The organism is Bacillus cereus group sp. BceL220 (genome assembly GCF_051776965.1).
Taxonomy (GTDB): domain Bacteria; phylum Bacillota; class Bacilli; order Bacillales; family Bacillaceae_G; genus Bacillus_A; species Bacillus_A cereus.
On the sequence record NZ_JBPWBC010000002.1, the window covers coordinates 156,080 to 174,547 of the forward strand.

An 18,468-nucleotide genomic window follows, 5' to 3' on the forward strand; every position below is an offset into this window, starting at 1 on the left:
GGATATCCTTGAAAATCTAAAGAGGAGTATAATTGAACTGAATGTTAAAACATTAAAGGTGTAGGACGGGGGAATTATGATGATACATACTTTAGTAAGGGGACAAAAGATAGATGTTACAAAGAATCATCCAGAGATGAAAGGGTTACTGGTAGATTTAACTTGGAATGCCCCGATGACTATGGATGTAGATGCATCAGCTTTTTTAGTAGGTTTTAATGGGAAAATTACTAAAGAAGAGGATTTCGTTTTTTATGGACAACCTTATTCTAGTTGTCGATCTGTTCAATTAAATCAAAGTATCGCAAATGGAAGTAAACAAAGATTTTCGATAGATTTTACTCATATAAAAGATGAGGTACAAAAGGTTGTATTTTCGATTACAATTCATAATGCTGAAGAGAAGAAACAGGCGCTACGAGATGTTTCCCATATTCAATTGAAAATAAACAACGCACAATCAGGATTAGAAATTATTCATTTTCCTATCACGTATCCATTTACAGATGAAAGTGCCATTATTGTTGGAGAGCTGTATCGACATGGGGGAGGATGGAAATTCAATCCTATTGGAGCTGGCTATTTTGGTGGGTTAGCTGCATTATGTAAAAATTTTGGGATAGAAATCGCAGATGATGAAAAACAAACTGTTCCCCCTGTAGAGAAGAAAATAGTTCCTACTCCGCCTCCAGTACAAACAACTATTAATGTAGTGAAGGTTGAATTGAAGAAAAAACAATCTATAAATATACAAAAATCTAAAATGGTAACAGCTACTTTAGAATGGGAAACAAATAAAGATTTAGACTTATACTGTTTTTACGTAACAACGAATGGAGAAATAGGAAAGGTTTATTATAAAAATCTAGGTTCGTCTAAAGTCTCGCCATATATTGTGTTAGATGGTGATTCGCAAGAGCCAGGAAAAGAAACAATTCGTATTTATCGACCAGAAGCTTTGAAATATGTTTTATTTGCTGCGTATAGTGCTGTAGGCAATGGGGTAGGTAGTTTTTATTCTATGAGGGCAAAGGCTGTTGTCGATAATCATATGGGAAGCGTTGTAACAGCACCGTTATTAGAAATAAATGACCATGCTTATTGGGTGTGTATTGCTCATATTGATTTCACGAATTCAAATGAGATGAAAATTTCACATGTAGAAAGCTACTCAAAAGACCATTCAGAGGCTTCACCACTCTTGTACGAGAATGGAAAATTCCGAATGGATGTTGGGCCGATCGAATTTAAAAATGAAGAGGATTATCAGAAGTATTTTAAATAATAGAGTAGAAAATCATACATTATATTGTATGATTTTTCTTTTATACATAGTTTGGTAAAATAGTAGTAATTGTAATTTATTGTAACGGTGGGGATGAAAATGTTAGAGCAACTCATAATTGAATTGGCTAAATCAATGAAGCAGGCTGAAGATATAAATGGTGATAAAACTTATTGGATTATAAACAAGGATGATAAAGGATTAGATGTTCAAACTAAAACTTCAAGTGGACAATATGCAAAGGAAGAAGAAGCACCATCTTATTTTAACGTGAGTTTTGAGCTTCTTAAGAATGCTTGGGGAAAGCTTATCGCTATGCGTACGGTAAAGAGTGAGGATTTCGGACAAGTGAGTGAATGTAATGCTTTCTTAGTAGCTTTCTTTTCACAGCTTCCATTTGTGAATGTAACGGAATCAGGGGCTATTACATTTAAAGAGTTCCAAACTGATAATTTACCATGTGAGCAGTATCATAAAGTTGTTGAATTTTTGGAAGAGGTAATAAACGATACGTACGATCCGAAAAATTTAAGTGATCAAATTAGTGGTAATTTGTATAGAGTTAAATCTAAAGGAAGACAAGATTTAAGGTTACTGGGATTTTTAAATGATAATCATGATATTGATACGTCTTTATTAAATGAATACATTGGAGAAAAGAGTAAGAATGATGCTATTCGGAAGCTAGTTTTAAAGCAGGAGTATTTTCAAATTGCTCTGTTTGTACTTAATCTTTTAAGAGTGTATCCGAGGGCTGCCAAGAAAGCTACTTTAGTTGATTTAGCGATGACAATCGTCCGGAACTCTAGAGGGGATAATTTAATGCTAGAATCATTAGCGAAAGAGCGTACACATAATCTCTTAATGTGGTCTGAGAAATTGGAAATAATTAATGCTGAATGGATTCCAGCCGAACAATACATAAAAAAGAGTGAAGAAAAGGGCGGTAATATGAGTAGTAGTTTACGTGAAGGCTTTTTAAAGATACTGAAAGAATATTTGGATGCAAAAACAGAAAAATTTGCAGGACATAAATTAGGATTAACAGTCCGAAATGATATAGCAACAGAAATCATTCGTTTACCATTTATAAATGAGAAGCAGTACAGTGTGATAGGGTCAGTTGGGAAAGGGAATTGGGCAACAGTTCCGTGGATTGCGCTAATGCATAGAGATATTACAACATCGACACAGAGAGGATATTATATAGTCTATTTATTTAGCGAAGATATGCAACGATTGTATTTGACCATTGGACAAGGTGTAACAGAAACAACTAAAGAAGAGATGCGAAAAATTAAAGAAGAGATTCGTGAACAAATACATATGTCCCAAAAGGTGAAAAAAGATGATGAGATTTTCTTAGGAACAAGCTCAAAAGCAAAAGGATATGCAAATTCAACAGCGGCTTATATTGCGTATGATGCTAATAAAATGCCAAACGAAAAAGAGTTAGTAGAGGATCTAGAAGAAATGCTTCGCTATTATGAGGGATACATAGCTTATAAAGAGGAAGGAACGAAATATGAAATGATTTATGAGAGGAAAGAAGTCTATTTAGATCAGCAATCCATTATTGATCATGTGTCTTCTTATATTCAAAGTAAAGGTTTCTTTTATGAGAAAAAAGATCTTATTAATTTCTTCCTTTCGTTAAAGACGAAGCCGTTTGTGATTTTATCAGGTATTTCGGGTACGGGGAAAACGAAAATTGTGCAGTGGTTTGCGGAGAGTTTAGGAGCAACGGAAGAGAATGGACAATTTACACTTATTCCAGTTCGACCTGATTGGAGTGATAGTTCTGATTTGCTTGGTTATGTGAACCTTCAAGGGGAGTTTCAAGAAAGACCGTTAATTAAAGTTCTTGAAAATGCAGATGCAAACCCAAATAGGCCGTATTTTGTAGTGTTGGATGAGATGAATTTAGCGCGAGTGGAATACTATTTTAGTGATTTTTTAAGTGTAATTGAAAGTCGTAAATGGAAAGATGGAAAAATTGTTACGTCACCAGTGCTTCCAGAATCCATTACGAATAAGCACATTACGATCCCAGCAAATGTATATATTATCGGAACGGTAAACATGGACGAAACGACACATCCGTTAAGTAAGAAAGTATTAGATCGTGCGAATACAATTGAATTTAATACCGTTAACTTAGATTATTTTAATTTCTTAATGGATATAGAAGAGAAGGAAGCTGAAGTTGTTTCTAATAGCTCTTTAGCAACCAAGTATCTTCATTTAAAAGAATGTTTTAAAGAAAATGAAGACCTTGTGAGAAATATATCGACTATTTTAATAGAAATAAATAAATCACTGGAATCAGTTGGGGCTCAAGTTGGATATCGTATACGAGATGAAATTTGTTTCTATATGGCATACAACGAAAAAGGAAAGTTATTATCGTTTGATGAAGCATTTGATTATCAAATATATCAAAAGATTTTACCACGTCTTGCAGGTAGCGATGGAAGAACAGAAGAGGTATTAAAGCAGTTGTATGTATTATGTGCAAATGAGGAATATGATAGTGGCAACAATGACGCTTTATATGCTAAGTATCCTCGTTCAGCTAACAAGCTGTCTCATATGTTAAGGAGGTTCGAGTATGATGGTTTCACCTCTTTCTGGATCTAATAATGAGATAGAGCTAGTTAAGATTGAAACAGAGGAGCTATCGTTGACGATTAAGGGAAATCCTTATCATGAAAAATACGAGAGTTTAAAAGAATATCACGCTATGAACGCCGATGAGATGATGTATTTTCATGTAGATGGGAAGGCAGAATCTGTTTCTGTATTTGATGCGAGATTGCAGAGGTTAGAAGAATGGAACGAACACCCGCCAATCTTTTTTGAAAATAGAAGTTATCAGCTTGTTGTTGTTCCGAAAAATAACAGGCAGCTCTCTTTTTATCATGAACATCCGGGTTTTCGAAAGCAAGTTAGTTCGATTCAAATGGGGTCACTTCATGTGTTAATGGGGAATCTTTCGTTTCCAAATGAAGTAGGAAATACAACGTTTGAAATTAAAGATGATCAAGATACTTTATTAACTGTTACATTTGAAGTTTTCCCGGCAAAACTTGATTATAAGGATGATTACAGAGCCTTATTAGATGAAGTAAATGATGAAATTTATAATTTAGCATTTCATTTACTGAAGAGAACATACTTAGGAGCATCTGCAATTTATGCTACAAATCCATCGAAGAGTGAATTTTATCGTATTTTAAATGATTCCTTTGAGCGGTTTATGAAGTCGATCTCTCACATTAAAAGACAACCACATCATACGCTTATGACTAGACATCAACTTGTACGAGGAGAAAAAATTCGTAAATTGGATTCTGTCGGAATGAACTATTTGCGAAAGCGACCACACTTGCTGCAAGGAGAAAACAGTATACCGACTAAAGGCATTACAGCTTATAAGGAAGTATCTTATGATACGCTGGAAAATCGATTTGTTAAATGGATGATTCAAAGAGTTGTACATAAAATAGATGATTTACTTAAGGCGCTAGAGAAAAAGTCTAGATATACACGTGGTGAAACGGATGAAGATTTGCTGGAACGTGTAAAAAATATGAAGTATCGAATGAAAAATGAATTGAACGATCCATTTTGGAGAGCAATCGGAAAATTAGATCGATCAGTTTTTTCACTCGTTATCCAAATGGCGACAGGATATCGAGATGCATATCAAATCTTCTTAATGCTATCGCGCGGTTTAACATTACGAGGACAAATTTTCAAAATGTCGGTAAAAGATGTCGCAAGGTTATACGAATACTGGACGTATTTAAAACTTGGACAAATTCTATCTAAAAAATATATACCGCTCCATCAAGATGTTATTCAAGTTAAACAAGATGGTTTATACGTAACGCTAGACGAAAGTAAAACTGCGAAAAGAACGTTCAAGCATCCAGTCACTGATGAAATAATAGAACTGTATTTCCAGAAAAGAAACGGTAGACTGCCAACTGTTACACAAAAACCAGATACGATGCTCGCTATTGAGAAAAAAGGAAAGAACTATCAATATCAATACATTTTTGATGCGAAATACCGAATTAATTTTGCTGAAAAAGCTCATTACAAAAGGAAGTATGGTACGCCTGGTCCAATGGAAGAGGACATTAATACAATGCACCGTTACAGAGATGCATTAGTTGTGGAACAAGAGGGACCTTTTGAGCGGACAGCTTACGGAGCGTACGTATTATTCCCATGGAACCAAGAGGAAGCGTACGAGAACCATCCATTTTATAAAAGTATCGAAAAAGTAAATATCGGTGGCTTTCCATTCTTGCCAAACGCAACAAGACTAGTCGAACAATTTCTAGATCATCTCATTGAAAAAAGCCCAGAAGAAATTATAAAAGAAGGGATCCTTCCAAGAGGAACAAAAGAAGAATGGCACTCCTCGCTAGAAGAAAAAGTATTAGTAGGTAGCGTAAAAACTGAAGTCGACTATGAAATATATAGGAAAGAAGGCTTATATCAGCTGCCAGTCACACAACTAAAACCAGGATGGCAAGAAGCAAAGTACATAGCATTATATGCACCGAAAAAATGGCACGGAGAAAAAGGTGGAATTCAATACGTAGCTAAAATCAAACACATTCAAATGCAACAAAACAATGAATATGTACATTTCGAACTAGAGCCATGGAAAAAACTAGACCACCTCATTCGCCCAGTAGGATATGGCATTCAAACATATACAATAACAACTATGTCGCTATTAAAAGAAGTACAAGAACTCCCAGAACTATTTATGAAATCAAAAGAAGAACGAACTCTTTGGAAGACGCTGCGTCGTTTTACGAAGCAAGTTAAGGTTGAATTGGATCATCGCAATTTAGATGAAGCATCTTCTATTAAGAGTTATTATGTGCAGGATGTTCAGATTTGGGTTGATTATGAGAAGGGGGTTGTTATGGTGGGGAAAGGTGGGTTAGTTAAAGAGGTTGCTTTGGAGTTGGTTGTTGGGAGAGGTTCGGTGTTGTTTAGGGAAGTTTTAGAGGTGTTAAATGTTGGAGAATAGGGATTAGATACAAAAGGGGATTAAGCCATGGATAAGGGCTGAGTTTATTTTTACATGGAACAAATGAGTTTAGGTGAAGTGGAGAAATTTTTAAATATAATAGATAAATATTAGTTAGATAAAGTGTATTGTTAGCCATGGGAAGAAGAGCATAGAAGGCATATGTTCTTCTTTTTATTTGTAAATAAAGTAGGTATGATGACCTCCCCCCTGTCAAGGTGGCGCTCTCCCTGCTGAGCTACGGGAGAAACGTTGATTTAAAGGCATTCTCACGGGTTTGTATAAATGGAATTCTATTAAAAAAGCAATGGTTATTGTAATTTATGTGACCATTTGTGACCACAAAATTATGTCTTTAACTGTCTGTATAATGGTAAAGGGAATGGGGTGACTCATTCCTTTTTTTGATGTAGAGGGGGGATAATTTCGACATCTTGAGGAGGACTTGTGGAGAGAATAGGCATAGTTTGGTTCAGACACATGGTATGGAAATGTTGAGTGTCTGAGAAAGAAATATGAGAGTGTGGAAGCTAAGCGAAAGAAACTTGACAATAGAAGGACAGAGTTTTAAGAAATTTTAAACCTTGTTAATAGTAAGAATCAATTAAAATCAGAAGTTGATAAGCTAGGAATAGATGTTGAGGTTAAGAAAGTCGAGATTAATATGATTTACATTCCAATAAGAAACAATTAAACTGTATAAATAAATAAATTAATTAATAATAGACACAAAAAGGAGAATTATCGTGAAAACAAAAAAATGGACAATTTGGGGAATTATCTTTTACATTCATTCAGCAGTATTACTTTTCTTAGGATTTGATAGACTCGGAGGATATCAAAATTCTGAAACATATACCGATTCGAATAAATATGCCTACGTAGGCGGAGATGCGTATAATTATATTATCAATACAAACGTACTTACAGGTTTCTTTGTACTTAGTGCGTCATTCTTTGTAGCGGGTACAATGTTAATCGCAACTGGTTCAATTCTAAGAGCTATCAAGGAAAAGTAAGTGGAGAACAAATACTTGAACCACCAATAACACTATGTAATTAAAAATGGACTTCCTTTAGGAGGTCTTTTTTTATCTTTACCTTTGTTTCTACGAGAGATTATTGAAAATGTAAGTAGGGGTTGATAAGAGGAGGGGATGTGACCACAAAATTATGCTCTTAGCGGTCTGTATATAAATAAATACTGCTCCTTTTATAGAAGAAAAAGGAGCAGCTTATAAAGAGTGATTTTGAGGATTCAGGTATAAAACACTAAAAAATGAAAACTACTTTAAACCATTTTGTGTTTTAGATTCTAATTTATTGTTATAAAAGCTTAGTAGTGCGATACCTTTACCAGATAAAGATTCAAATTCATATATTTTATAATTATAACTTTCGGAGGTTAACTTCCCTTCACCACCAATAAGTTTTATGCATTCCTCATATGTCATGCCCAACTGCAATTGTTGAAATTCATCTAATGTAATATAAGCATCTTCGAGTTTGTGTAGTCTCTCATAACTTTGACGTAATTCTTCTTCTCTTTTTTCGTTTTCTGCTAGTGCCTTCTCTTGTTGTTGTCTTTTTTTCTCTTTTTCAGCCTCTTCTTTTTCTTTATTAACTTTAAAAGATAATTTATCTATACTTTCTTTGAAATCTTTAACATCTTGCTTAGAATTTAATATTCTTTTATCAATAATTTTTGCGTACATACTACCAGTACCTTCATTTTTATATGTAATACCGATTTTTTTATCGTCAGTGTATAATATATCCCCAAATATATACTCAAAGTAATGTTCAATTCCAAGTTGCTGAATTTTCCATTTATCAGGGTTATATATTTCACGGTACATATTATATTCTTTTGAAAATGCAGTGATGTACATTATACCATCTGCATTCTTCAGATTGTCTAAGACTACTTTGGTATTATATTCATTACAATACGATATATTGCCCTTTTTTCTTGTTTTTTTTCCCATTCAATTAGATATATAGTTGAGACGATTGTAATAAGAACTAAGATAATGGAAGTTACCATAGTTATAAATATTTTTTTACTAGCCTTTTTCTTTTTAATAAATTTTAGATAAAGAATAGAAATAAGAGATATTAAAAATACAATTATTAATAGTGGAAACAGTATTAAGATACTACTTTTTATTATCCATTCTAGACTCATTCAAATCATCACCTTTCATGGAACTATTCTCCTTAAATGGAAAATAATAGCATTAACAATTATATCAAAATAATTTATAGGAGTGGTTGTAAATCTTTATTTATTTGGGGAGAAATTCAATATATTTTTAGGTAAGTAGGAATGAGGTATTATTTGTATACGAGTGAAAGGATAGGTTTTTTGTTGTATAATTTTGGTATTGAGGTCATTTAAAATGAAGTTTTTAGGGATGGTGAGAATTACAAGATGAGTGATACAAATCATGGAGTAGCTATTGAAGTACCAGAAATTGAAACTGATGAATTACTAGAACAAGTGGATGATGAGATTCAAAGAGAAGAGGGAGTTATAGCAGAGGTAAATGCAGAAGAAAAGGCAAAAAAGATAGAACGAGAAAAACATAGATTGATGGTTAATTTAGCGGAAGGGAATATGAAACATCTTATAACTAAGATAGCTTATTTATTAAATAAGTATCCATCAACAAGAAATTCTGATATTACGCTACAATTAAAGTATTGGAGAGAATTTGAAAGATTTAATATAGAAGAAAAACCAAACGGAGGGAAACCCCATGCCATCCTACAACAAACTAATCCGAAACAAAATCCCACAAATAATAAAATCCAACGGCAAAACACCCACAACAAGACTCCTAAACGAAGATGAATATATAGAAGAACTCTGCAAGAAAACACAAGAAGAACTAACAGAATACATCGAAGCAAAAACAAAACCTGATAAACTCGAAGAACTATCCGACCTACTAGAACTAATAAACGCTCTAGCCGAACACGAAGGGACAACACTAGAAGAAATCAACAACATCCGTAAAAAGAAAGCAGAAGAACGAGGCGGCTTTTCGGATCGAGTCTTCCTAATCGAAGTAACTGATAACTAGCCCCTCCTAAGCCCCTTACAAGCCCCTACCAAGTAATAAATCACTAAGAAAAAACATAACAAAACAAAAACAACAACAAACACCGTAGTAGTAGTCAAAAAAAATTTAAAATAACACGCCAAAAACCCGACTAACCTCCCATATATATTATGAAGAGGTTTTTATTTTGAACGGAGACGGGAGGAATTAGGATGGCGGTGTATCGTAATGTGCAGGTGAATTTTTGGCAGGATGATTTTGTTTTGGATTTGACGCCGGAGGAGCGGTATTTTTATGTTTACTTATTAACTTGTTCGAAGACGACGCAGTGTGGGATTTTTCCTTTTCCGAAGCGATTAGCTGAGATGGAGACGGGTTATAATCGGGAGACTGTTGATAAGCTTGTGCAGCGCTTTGTTGATTATGGGAAGATTCTGTATGATGCGGATACGCGAGAGTTATTCGTTTTAAATTGGCTTCGTTATAATCCTGTGACGAATATGAATGTGGAGAAGTGTGTACTTCGTGAGCTGAAGGGTGTGAAGAATAAGGAGTTTGTACATATGTTTCTTCAGAAGTGCGCTGAGGAGGAGCTGAGTGTTCCGATGCTTTTAGCACATTTTGGTATGCCTGGTGAATTGGCTGTGGATGATGTTGATCCAGTTTGCGAGGAGACAGAAGATGGAGAAGAGGTTATAGAGGAAGAAACGGGAAGTGGCGTGTTTTCTTTTTATGAGCAACATTTTGGTAGTTTGTCTCCGCATACTGTGGAGGAATTGAGTGCGTGGATGGAAGATTTGTCGGAGGAGCTTGTGCTGAAGGCTCTTCAAATTGCGTTTGAGAATAATAAGCGGACGGTTGCTTATGTGAAGGGGATTTTGAGAGGGTGGCACGGGAAAGGATTTACGAAAGTATCTGAGGTTGAGGCGGATACGGTGAGCTTTAGGAAGAAGGAGTCGTCTGTTAGTACGGGGGAGACGGAGGAGTTTTTGGCGAGGTGTGAGGAGTGGGAGAAGAATGCACCGTCTGAGGGAGAGTTGCAGCGCTTTTTAGCGGAGCGCGGGTGGCGGCCATGAGTATTCAAAATGTGGAGGCGGAGAAGACGGTGTTAGGTTCTCTATTACTTGATGGAGAGCTTATTAAGGAGTGCCGTTTGACGGAGCAGTATTTTTCTATGCCGGTGCATAAGTCTATATTTCAGTTAATGCGAAAGATGGAAGATGAGGGGCAACCAATTGATCTTGTGACGTTCACTTCTAGAGTGGATCCGAAGTTTTTGAAGGGGATCGGGGGACTGGAGTACTTTATAGGGTTAATGGATGGTGTGCCTACAACTGCCAACTTCTCTTATTATGAAGGGCTTGTTCGAGGTGCATGGAAAATGTATCAGGCTGGCGTTCTTGGGCACAAGATGGGAGAGCGTCTTATTGCGGAGAAGAATGAGAAAATTATTGGTGAGACGATTACGGAACTTTGTGAGTTAGAGGAAAAGGACTGCGTATGTGAGTTTGATTTGAAGGATGCGTTAGTTGGTTTGTATGAAGAGCTTCATCAAGATACGAAAGAGAATACTGGTATTGAGACTGGTTATATATCGTTAAATAAAATGACGTGCGGATTGCAGGAGGGGGATTTTGTCGTTCTTGGTGCGCGTCCTTCTATGGGGAAAACTGCGTTTGTGTTAAATGTTGGACTGCATGCGGCGAAGTCTGGAGCGGCAGTTGGATTGTTTTCATTAGAGATGAGTAGTAAGCAATTGTTAAAAAGGATGGCTTCTTGTGTAGGGAGAGTGTCAGGAGGTAGGTTGAAAAATCCGAAGCACCGTTTTGCGATGGAAGATTGGGAAAAGGTGAGTAAGGCGTTTGCGGAGATCGGGGAGTTACCACTTGAGGTTTACGATAATGCAGGCGTTACAGTGCAAGATATTTGGATGCAAACTCGTAAGTTAAAGAGGAAGCACGGTGATAAAAAGCTTTTAGTCATTGTAGATTATTTGCAGCTTATTACGGGCGATCCGAAGCATAAGGGCAATCGGTTTCAAGAGATTAGTGAGATTTCTCGTAAGCTTAAGTTGTTAGCGCGTGATTTGAATGTTTGTGTAGTAGCGTTGTCGCAATTGTCTCGTTCAGTAGAGTCACGTCAAGATAAGCGCCCGCTTTTATCTGATTTAAGAGAGACAGGACAAATTGAGCAAGATGCGGATGTCATTATGCTTATGTATCGTGAAGATTATTACGATAAGGAAACGAAGCAGAAAGAGATGACGGAGATTCATGTGGCGAAGCATCGGAATGGGCCTGTAGGGAGTTTTAACCTAAGATTTTTGAAGGAGTTTGGGCGGTTTGTGGAGAGCGGAAATTAGCTGGAGGGGAAGTTTGTTTTAAAATAGTATTTGTAGGTGAACCAAAATTGTAACGCTAATTTCATAAGTTATATAATAAAGAAAATGATAACTAATAGTTAAGGGGGATTAGCTATTGGCAGGGAATGATATTTCTTATCATAATAAAGACATTATTATGAAGTTTTTAAGTGAATGTTATAAGGATAAAGGGCTTGAAGCGTATGGATTAAAAGGTTTTCCAAGAATAAAAGAGTTGTTGCCGAATGAATTCTCGAGAGTTCGGGCAGATCAAAGGCGCTCAGATACTTTATTTGAAATGGAAGATGGTTCAATCTTAATGTTAGAGTACGAAAGCAATACCCGTTTCCTTGAAAATCATTTGAAGTATATGGATTATGCGAATCAAATTATGTATCGTTACTATAATAAGAGGAAAGAGTTACCGGATATTCGAATCGTAGTTATTTATACAAGTGAGGTAATGAATCCTATAGAAGAAATAGATGTATGTAGTATACGTTTAAATTCTAAAGCGGTTTTACTAAATGAATACAATGGTGATGCCATTCTTCAAAAGATTATTAGAAAAATGGAAGAAGGAAAATCTTTGACGGATGAAGAAACCATGAAATTAATACTTGTACCACTTATGCATAGTAGAGAGAAAAGACAAATTTTAATTGAAAAAACGATAGAAGTAGCAAAGTGTATCTCCGATGAGCAAGAACAAATTCAAGTTATTGCTGGGATTCTTGTAGCTACAGATAAATTTATTGATGAAGACTACGCGAAAAAGGTAAAGGAGTGGTTACGGATGACAAAAGTAGGTCGTTTATATGAACAAGAGAAGCAAGAAGAAATTGATAAAGCACTTTCGGCAGCTGGAATGCTTTTTAAAGGAATGAGTGTAGAAGAAATAGCTAAAAAATTAGATGTAACAATTGAAAAGGTGAAAGAGTGGGAGAAGCGTTTATCTCATTAATCGCTGGGGTAATGGCAGCGTCTGTATAAATTTATACAAAAATAGCCGAATATTTACTATATAATAGTCGGCTATTTTTGTACGGAGAAGTTGTTAGGTTTAATACGCAAATCTTTTGGTTTGCTCTTGTAAATGTTTATTAACTGGCGGAACCCTTTCAATATGTTCCTCATTTCCCCATAAAGAAAGACTTTCTCTCTGCAGTAATCCATTGCTGCAAGTCATCTTGGCTACGTCGGACAAGTCGATTTACTAAAACATCATGCCATACATAATCCTCTAATAAGTATATATGAACGGGGTCATCTGTATAAAAAGCAATATTACGCTCTTCAAGTGATGGTCCATAAATCATCTCTTTAGAATCTATCGATACAATAAACCAATGTTCTGTAGACAAGGTTTCTGTATAAGGTGTTATGCGATGGGCTTCTAGATTTTTAATGGGATTTTCAACATGTAGGGTAATACCTTGTATTGTAACTTTATCAGCTACTTCAGATAGATCTTCTTTTAACGCTTCATACATCTCATCCCACATTGAAATGACAATACGTCGTTCTGCTTTTTTTATTAATGCCTGACAATAGCTAATGATTGTTTTATTGTCTTTTAAAGTAATCACTCGATTATCCGTTTTTTCTTCGGAAGTTTCTAGTTTTTTTAATGAATCACTTATTCCTTCGTAAGTAGACTGCCATTCTGATTGCGCCTTCTGTAAAAAGATTTCAACAGGTAGAGGTGAATAGCGAGTGGTGTCATTTATTTCTTCCTTCATGACAATTCCTTTTTCTACAAGGTTACCTAAAATCTCATAAATTCGCGCTCTTGGGACACCCGAATCCTTACTCACTTGGTAGGCTGTGACAGGCCCTTGTTTAACAAGAGATACATAAGATTTAGCTTCATATTCATTGAAACCAATTTTTTTAAGCTGTTGCACTATGTAGTCCACTTTTTTCGTCCTCCGATGTTTGCTTTTATATTTCAACGTTACAATAACTGTTTACATTTAGCAAATTATTAGTTACTATTCGAATAGTGACTAAAGGGGAGGTTAATAGTATGGATTTTTATTTAGACCCATCTGTATTAATGATTTTGATTGTTTTTGGATTTGTAGCTGCATTTATTGATTCAGTTGTAGGTGGTGGTGGACTCATTGCTTTACCAGCTTTATTATTTACAGGACTGAATCCAGCAAGTGCAGTAGCTACGAATAAACTAGCGTCGACAATGGGAAGTGCAACTAGTAATATTGTGTTTTATCGTTCTGGTAATCTTGATTTGAAATCGGCATTTAAATTAGTTCCGCTCACTTTCATAGGTTCCATAATAGGGGCATGGACCGTTCATTTAATGAATCCAGAAATACTGAAGCCATTGATGCTGATTATGCTTGGTGCGGTGGCTATTTATACGATATTCAAAAAGGATTGGGGTAGTATTTCCACTCATAAGAAATTGTCTGGTCGACACGTCATTATTTTTACCTTTTTTATTTTTGCTATTGGTTTTTATGATGGATTTCTAGGTCCTGGAACAGGCTCGTTTTTAATGTTTTCTCTTTTATTTATTGGATATGATTTTTTAAAAGCAGCAGGTAATGCGAAGCTTCTTAATTTAGGAAGTAATGTTGGTGCATTGTTGATGTTTATGTATGTAGGGCAAGTAAACTATGCATATGGTTTTATAATGGGGATTGCTCAAATTGCTGGAGGGATTGTTGGCTCCAAATTTGCTATAAAAAAAGGAAGCGGGTATGTTCGTGCCCTTTTCATTACAGTAACTTGTTTATTGTTAGCGAAAAATCTGTATGACTATATTCAGTAAGTAATTAAAGAACGTAGAAAAGGTCAAGTATGCAAACTACATCGAGTATAAGAAGATACTAAGGAGAGATTCCTTTTAACATTTTTTAGATGCTACCTTGTTTGAAGATAGCATCTAAAAAGAAAATCTAAGTGAAGAGAATGAAAATAATATAAACTCATATTTTTCTGGGGTATGTTTATTGATTATATTGAAATGTTTACTCTATATTCTTCTTATAATTAGGCCTCAACAAACTCTTAAAATCCAACTCAGCAATTAACACACTCAATAATATAAGCGTAGCCCCTAAGTATCCTTTTCCTGTCAGCGTTTCACCTGTGAAAACGAAAGCAAAGCCTGCGGAAAAGACAGGTTCTAATGAAAAAATAAGACCTGTATGGGTAGGTGTAGTGTATTGCTGGGCAATTACTTGCACGATGAATGCGACTGCGGTGCAAAATATGCTTAAAGCTAATATGATTAGCCATGAGTCGATCGTGCTAGGAAGTTTTGGTGTTTCTATAATGAATGAGAAAATAAGACTAAATAGGCCGACGAAACCGAGTTGCACTACTCCAAGTGCAATGGAATTCACATGTTTCGTTACGCTTCCAGTAATGATGACGTGGATCGCATAAAACAGGGCAGACAGTATGCAAAATATATCGCCGTTACCGATTTTGAATTCGCTAGTTAATGTTAATAAGCCGATTCCTATTATCGTTAAAATGATTCCTACTATAACTTTCTTTTCTGGAATGTGTTTTAAAAATATAGCTGATAATATCGGAATGAAAATGACTGTGAGACATAGTAAGAAACCAGCATTAGAAACACTTGTATACTTTGTACCGAAAGTCGCAAAAATGTAAACGATAAATAAGACAGAAGCGAGTATAAATGCATATTTTACAGTTTTAAAATCGATCTTAAATAAATGTTTGTAAAATATTAAACCTGATAAAAGAAAAGCGATAATAAATCGTAATGTGATTAAATTATATTCTTCTATGCCATCAAGTCCAAGCTTTGTAAGTAGGATGGATGCACCCCAAAAGAATGTAACTAGTAGTAGCCCTAAATCCGCTTTTAATTGCAGTTTCATTTTTATTCCCTCGTTATGTATAAAATTTATAATCCCATACCCCTATCCTCATTTTTTATTTTAATATTAATTCTGAATATTTGTAACTTAAATTTATCGACGTTTTATTTCATTGATTTAATGTTATCCGCCGCGAAAACATTAGCGGAGTTAAATCCAAACATGACGTTCATTTACGTATCTGGTAGCGGAACAGACAGTACAGAATCAAGACGTACGATGTGCGTGAAGTTTCAGCGTATTTTTTGCGGAAGCAACTTCTGGATAAGGACAACAAAAAACCCACTCCGCGCCGTAGGAAGCAAAAGGGTGGGTTTCGTAAAAAGAAATAGCTTATAATAACTACCACCCATACGGTAGCAGTTAGGGAAGAGATGTTAGCGCATCTCTTCTTTTTATTATATGCCATTTTATTTGATGTCATACTTATATAGTATTCTACGGAAAATATATCATATTCCTATTTTGTGGTCAATTTGATTGCATGATTGAAAAGGTGTAGTCTTATTCCTCTTCAAACTGAAAAATATCCCGATTAATGAGTTGGTGGAGATACCTATCCATTTCAGCAGCAGAAACGCTTTTTTTATTTTTAAACCACCATGTGCTTAATGAGGTGATTGCCCCTGAATAAAACTCAATGATTAAATCATTTGGTATCGTATGGTTTTTGCAAAGTTGATTTAATGCTTCTATTTCTTGTTTTCTCGTTTCGTGACTTAAATGCTGTGTTCGGTTAATAAATTGTTCATCAGACATTTGCGTTTCTAATATTTTACCGATTTCTTCATGGTGTAGAAATTGTTCCATTACTTGAAATGGTTTACTTAATCGATCTGAAACCGGTATTTCAGCAATTATCTTGCCGTATCGTTTAAATCCAAATGTTAATAAAGCATCTTTATCTTCAAAATGTTTATAAAAGGTTGTTCGGTGTACCATAGCGCGGTCACATATTTGGTTAATCGTGATCGTACTATATTTCTGTTTTGATTGCGTCATTAATTCAAATAAGGAATCCCACAGTAATTTATGTGTACGTCTAATACGTAAATCAAGTTGTTTTTCATTATCATTCATCTACAATTCTCCTTTTTTGTAGATTAAATATACAGTGGCTGAAAATTGATTCTCCCTTTTTAATCTACATATGTATATTATATTACATGTGTTCTGGTGTATTTAAAGTTTTTTAAGTAAGAAACAGGAGGAGAATCTGTAAATGAATATGACAACTAAGAGCCCTGCAAGTGGCAAAGTTGATACTTCTAATTTGAAACATACCCCCATTTTAATTGCGTTACTTTTAGGGGCAATGGTTGCATTATTAAACGAAACATTACTTGGCAATGCGTTAACGGTATTAATGAAAGAGTTTGACGTAACAGCTTCAACGATTCAATGGCTTTCTACAGCATACATGTTAGTAGTTGGGGTTTTAGTTCCAATTACAGCATTACTTCAGCAATGGCTCACAACGAGACAAATGTTTTTGATCGCTATGGTAACGTTTTTAGTTGGTACATTAATTGCGGGATTTGCACCGACATTTTCCGTTTTATTAATTGGCCGTATCGTCCAAGCTGTAGCGACGGGGTTAATTACACCGTTATTAATGAATACGATTTTAATCATTTGTCCACCTGAAAAACGTGGTGCGACAATGGGATTAATTGCACTCGTGATGATGGCAGCTCCGGCAATTGGCCCTACATTATCTGGAGTAATTGTGGATTCATTAAATTGGCGCTGGTTATTCTATATTGTTATTCCTATCGTGATCATTTCCATTATGATTGGGATGAAGTACATTCAAAATGTTTCAGAGTTAACAAGGCCAAAAGTAGATTACCCATCTATCCTTTTATCGACATTAGGATTTGGCGGGCTTGTGTATAGCTTTAGTGCATCGGGTGATTTAGGATGGTCCGATGCAAAAGTGTATGGCACTTTAATTGTTGGGATTATCTCATTATGTATTTTTGCCGTTCGACAATTGAAAATTGAGAATCCAATTTTAGAATTACGAGCATTTAAAGTTCCGATGTTTACATTATCAGTTGGATTAATTGTCATTGTGATGATGTCGTTATTTTCAACGATGACTTTATTACCGATGTTCCTGCAAACCGTTTTACTCGTTACAGCTTTTAAATCAGGAATTATCATGCTTCCGGGAAGTGTTATTAGCGCCATAATGGGACCAATCGCAGGTAAACTATTTGATAAATTTAGTCCGAAAGTTATTATCGTTCCCGGCATTGTCTTAGTAGGAATTGCAATGTTCTTATTTAAAGGCATTACTCCTGATACATCAATGGTACAAATTATTGTCATGCATAGCGTATTAATGGTTGGACTCATGTTTGTCATGACAGCACAAACATACGGTTTAAATCAATTAACACCAGATTTATATCCGCACGGAACAGCACTATTTAGTACGTTGCAACAAGTAGCTGGTGCAATTGGTACAGCTATCTTTATTTCGAAAATGTCTTCAGGAACAACTAAGTATATGGAAAGCTCCGCAAATCCACTGGATCCAGTAGAGAAGTTAAACGGTTTAACGTCAGGGTTCCAAGGTGCATTTGCACTTGGGTTAATCTTTATTATTGTTGCATTTATCGTATCGTTATTCTTAAAAGAAGAGAAAGAAGGAGTAAAGGCAGCGAGGGTTTTACAGAACGAACATTAAGGTTTATATAAAAAAGACATCTTTCCCTAGAAAAGATGTCTTTTTTATATTTTTTTCGTAACACTTGTTTTGGGTGTCTTCATACATAAGAATTGGTATGTACAATAATTAT

At 35.3% G+C, this 18,468-nt stretch carries 15 protein-coding genes; 11 read left to right on the plus strand and 4 right to left on the minus strand.

All coding sequences use genetic code 11. The features are described from left to right. The first annotated feature begins 79 nt into the window (after window positions 1-79). The 4 genes from ACS2FK_RS05635 (at window position 80) to ACS2FK_RS05650 (ending at window position 7,363) form a co-directional block, all read left to right on the plus strand. Complete coding sequence (locus tag ACS2FK_RS05635) at window positions 80-1,285, plus strand: TerD family protein (protein ID WP_063546605.1); 1,206 nt, start codon at window positions 80-82, stop codon at window positions 1,283-1,285. A 99-nt stretch (window positions 1,286-1,384) separates the two neighbouring features. After that, a complete protein-coding gene (locus ACS2FK_RS05640) occupies window positions 1,385-3,925 on the plus strand; it encodes an MrcB family domain-containing protein (protein WP_063546607.1) in 2,541 nt (846 codons plus the stop codon). Further along, window positions 3,900-6,344, plus strand: coding sequence for a restriction endonuclease-like protein (locus tag ACS2FK_RS05645; protein ID WP_063549260.1), 2,445 nt, complete (start codon window positions 3,900-3,902; stop codon window positions 6,342-6,344). The genes ACS2FK_RS05640 and ACS2FK_RS05645 overlap by 26 nt, the downstream gene beginning before the upstream one ends. 746 nt (window positions 6,345-7,090) lie before the next feature. After that, window positions 7,091-7,363 carry a hypothetical protein gene (locus ACS2FK_RS05650; protein WP_000850455.1) on the plus strand — a complete coding sequence of 91 codons (273 nt, stop codon included), beginning with the start codon at window positions 7,091-7,093 and terminating at the stop codon, window positions 7,361-7,363. A gap of 267 nt (window positions 7,364-7,630) precedes the next feature. Here the strand turns inward: ACS2FK_RS05650 and ACS2FK_RS05655 are convergent, their stop codons facing one another. After that, complete coding sequence (locus ACS2FK_RS05655) at window positions 7,631-8,203, minus strand: hypothetical protein (RefSeq protein WP_161508600.1); 573 nt, start codon at window positions 8,201-8,203, stop codon at window positions 7,631-7,633. Between the two features lie 575 nt (window positions 8,204-8,778). On the opposite strand from ACS2FK_RS05655, the gene ACS2FK_RS05660 reads away from it, so the two are divergent. The 5 genes from ACS2FK_RS05660 (at window position 8,779) to ACS2FK_RS05680 (ending at window position 12,738) form a co-directional block, all read left to right on the plus strand. Further along, on the plus strand, window positions 8,779-9,201 hold the full coding sequence (locus tag ACS2FK_RS05660; RefSeq protein ID WP_063546611.1) for a hypothetical protein: 423 nt from the start codon (window positions 8,779-8,781) through the stop codon (window positions 9,199-9,201). Next, window positions 9,107-9,433: a nucleoside triphosphate pyrophosphohydrolase gene (locus ACS2FK_RS05665; RefSeq protein WP_080469740.1), complete on the plus strand. Its 327-nt coding sequence runs from the start codon at window positions 9,107-9,109 to the stop codon at window positions 9,431-9,433. Before ACS2FK_RS05660 ends, ACS2FK_RS05665 begins: the two co-directional genes overlap by 95 nt. Before the next feature lie 191 nt (window positions 9,434-9,624). Further along, complete coding sequence (locus ACS2FK_RS05670) at window positions 9,625-10,488, plus strand: DnaD domain-containing protein (RefSeq protein WP_063546613.1); 864 nt, start codon at window positions 9,625-9,627, stop codon at window positions 10,486-10,488. After that, window positions 10,485-11,774 carry a replicative DNA helicase gene (gene dnaB, locus ACS2FK_RS05675; RefSeq protein ID WP_063546615.1) on the plus strand — a complete coding sequence of 430 codons (1,290 nt, stop codon included), beginning with the start codon at window positions 10,485-10,487 and terminating at the stop codon, window positions 11,772-11,774. The genes ACS2FK_RS05670 and dnaB overlap by 4 nt, the downstream gene beginning before the upstream one ends. 115 nt (window positions 11,775-11,889) lie before the next feature. Continuing rightward, entirely contained in the window at window positions 11,890-12,738 is an 849-nt protein-coding gene (locus ACS2FK_RS05680) for a hypothetical protein (protein ID WP_063546617.1), read from the plus strand. 169 nt (window positions 12,739-12,907) lie between these two features. On the opposite strand, the gene ACS2FK_RS05685 is transcribed toward ACS2FK_RS05680, so the two are convergent. Further along, window positions 12,908-13,693 (minus strand): TrmB family transcriptional regulator, encoded by a 786-nt coding sequence (locus ACS2FK_RS05685; protein ID WP_000384585.1) that lies wholly within the window; start codon window positions 13,691-13,693, stop codon window positions 12,908-12,910. Between the two features lie 110 nt (window positions 13,694-13,803). On the opposite strand from ACS2FK_RS05685, the gene ACS2FK_RS05690 reads away from it, so the two are divergent. Next, entirely contained in the window at window positions 13,804-14,571 is a 768-nt protein-coding gene (locus tag ACS2FK_RS05690) for a TSUP family transporter (protein WP_063546619.1), read from the plus strand. Between the two features lie 199 nt (window positions 14,572-14,770). Here the strand turns inward: ACS2FK_RS05690 and ACS2FK_RS05695 are convergent, their stop codons facing one another. Both ACS2FK_RS05695 and ACS2FK_RS05700 read right to left on the minus strand, forming a co-directional pair. Next, window positions 14,771-15,658, minus strand: a complete 888-nt coding sequence (locus ACS2FK_RS05695) for a DMT family transporter (protein WP_063546621.1) — start codon at window positions 15,656-15,658, stop codon at window positions 14,771-14,773. A 504-nt stretch (window positions 15,659-16,162) separates the two neighbouring features. Beyond that, window positions 16,163-16,738, minus strand: coding sequence for a TetR/AcrR family transcriptional regulator (locus ACS2FK_RS05700; RefSeq protein WP_063546623.1), 576 nt, complete (start codon window positions 16,736-16,738; stop codon window positions 16,163-16,165). Window positions 16,739-16,880: 142 nt separating this feature from the next. Between ACS2FK_RS05700 and ACS2FK_RS05705 the strand changes: the two genes are divergently transcribed. After that, window positions 16,881-18,356, plus strand: coding sequence for an MDR family MFS transporter (locus tag ACS2FK_RS05705; RefSeq protein ID WP_063546625.1), 1,476 nt, complete (start codon window positions 16,881-16,883; stop codon window positions 18,354-18,356). Window positions 18,357-18,468 lie beyond the last annotated feature (112 nt).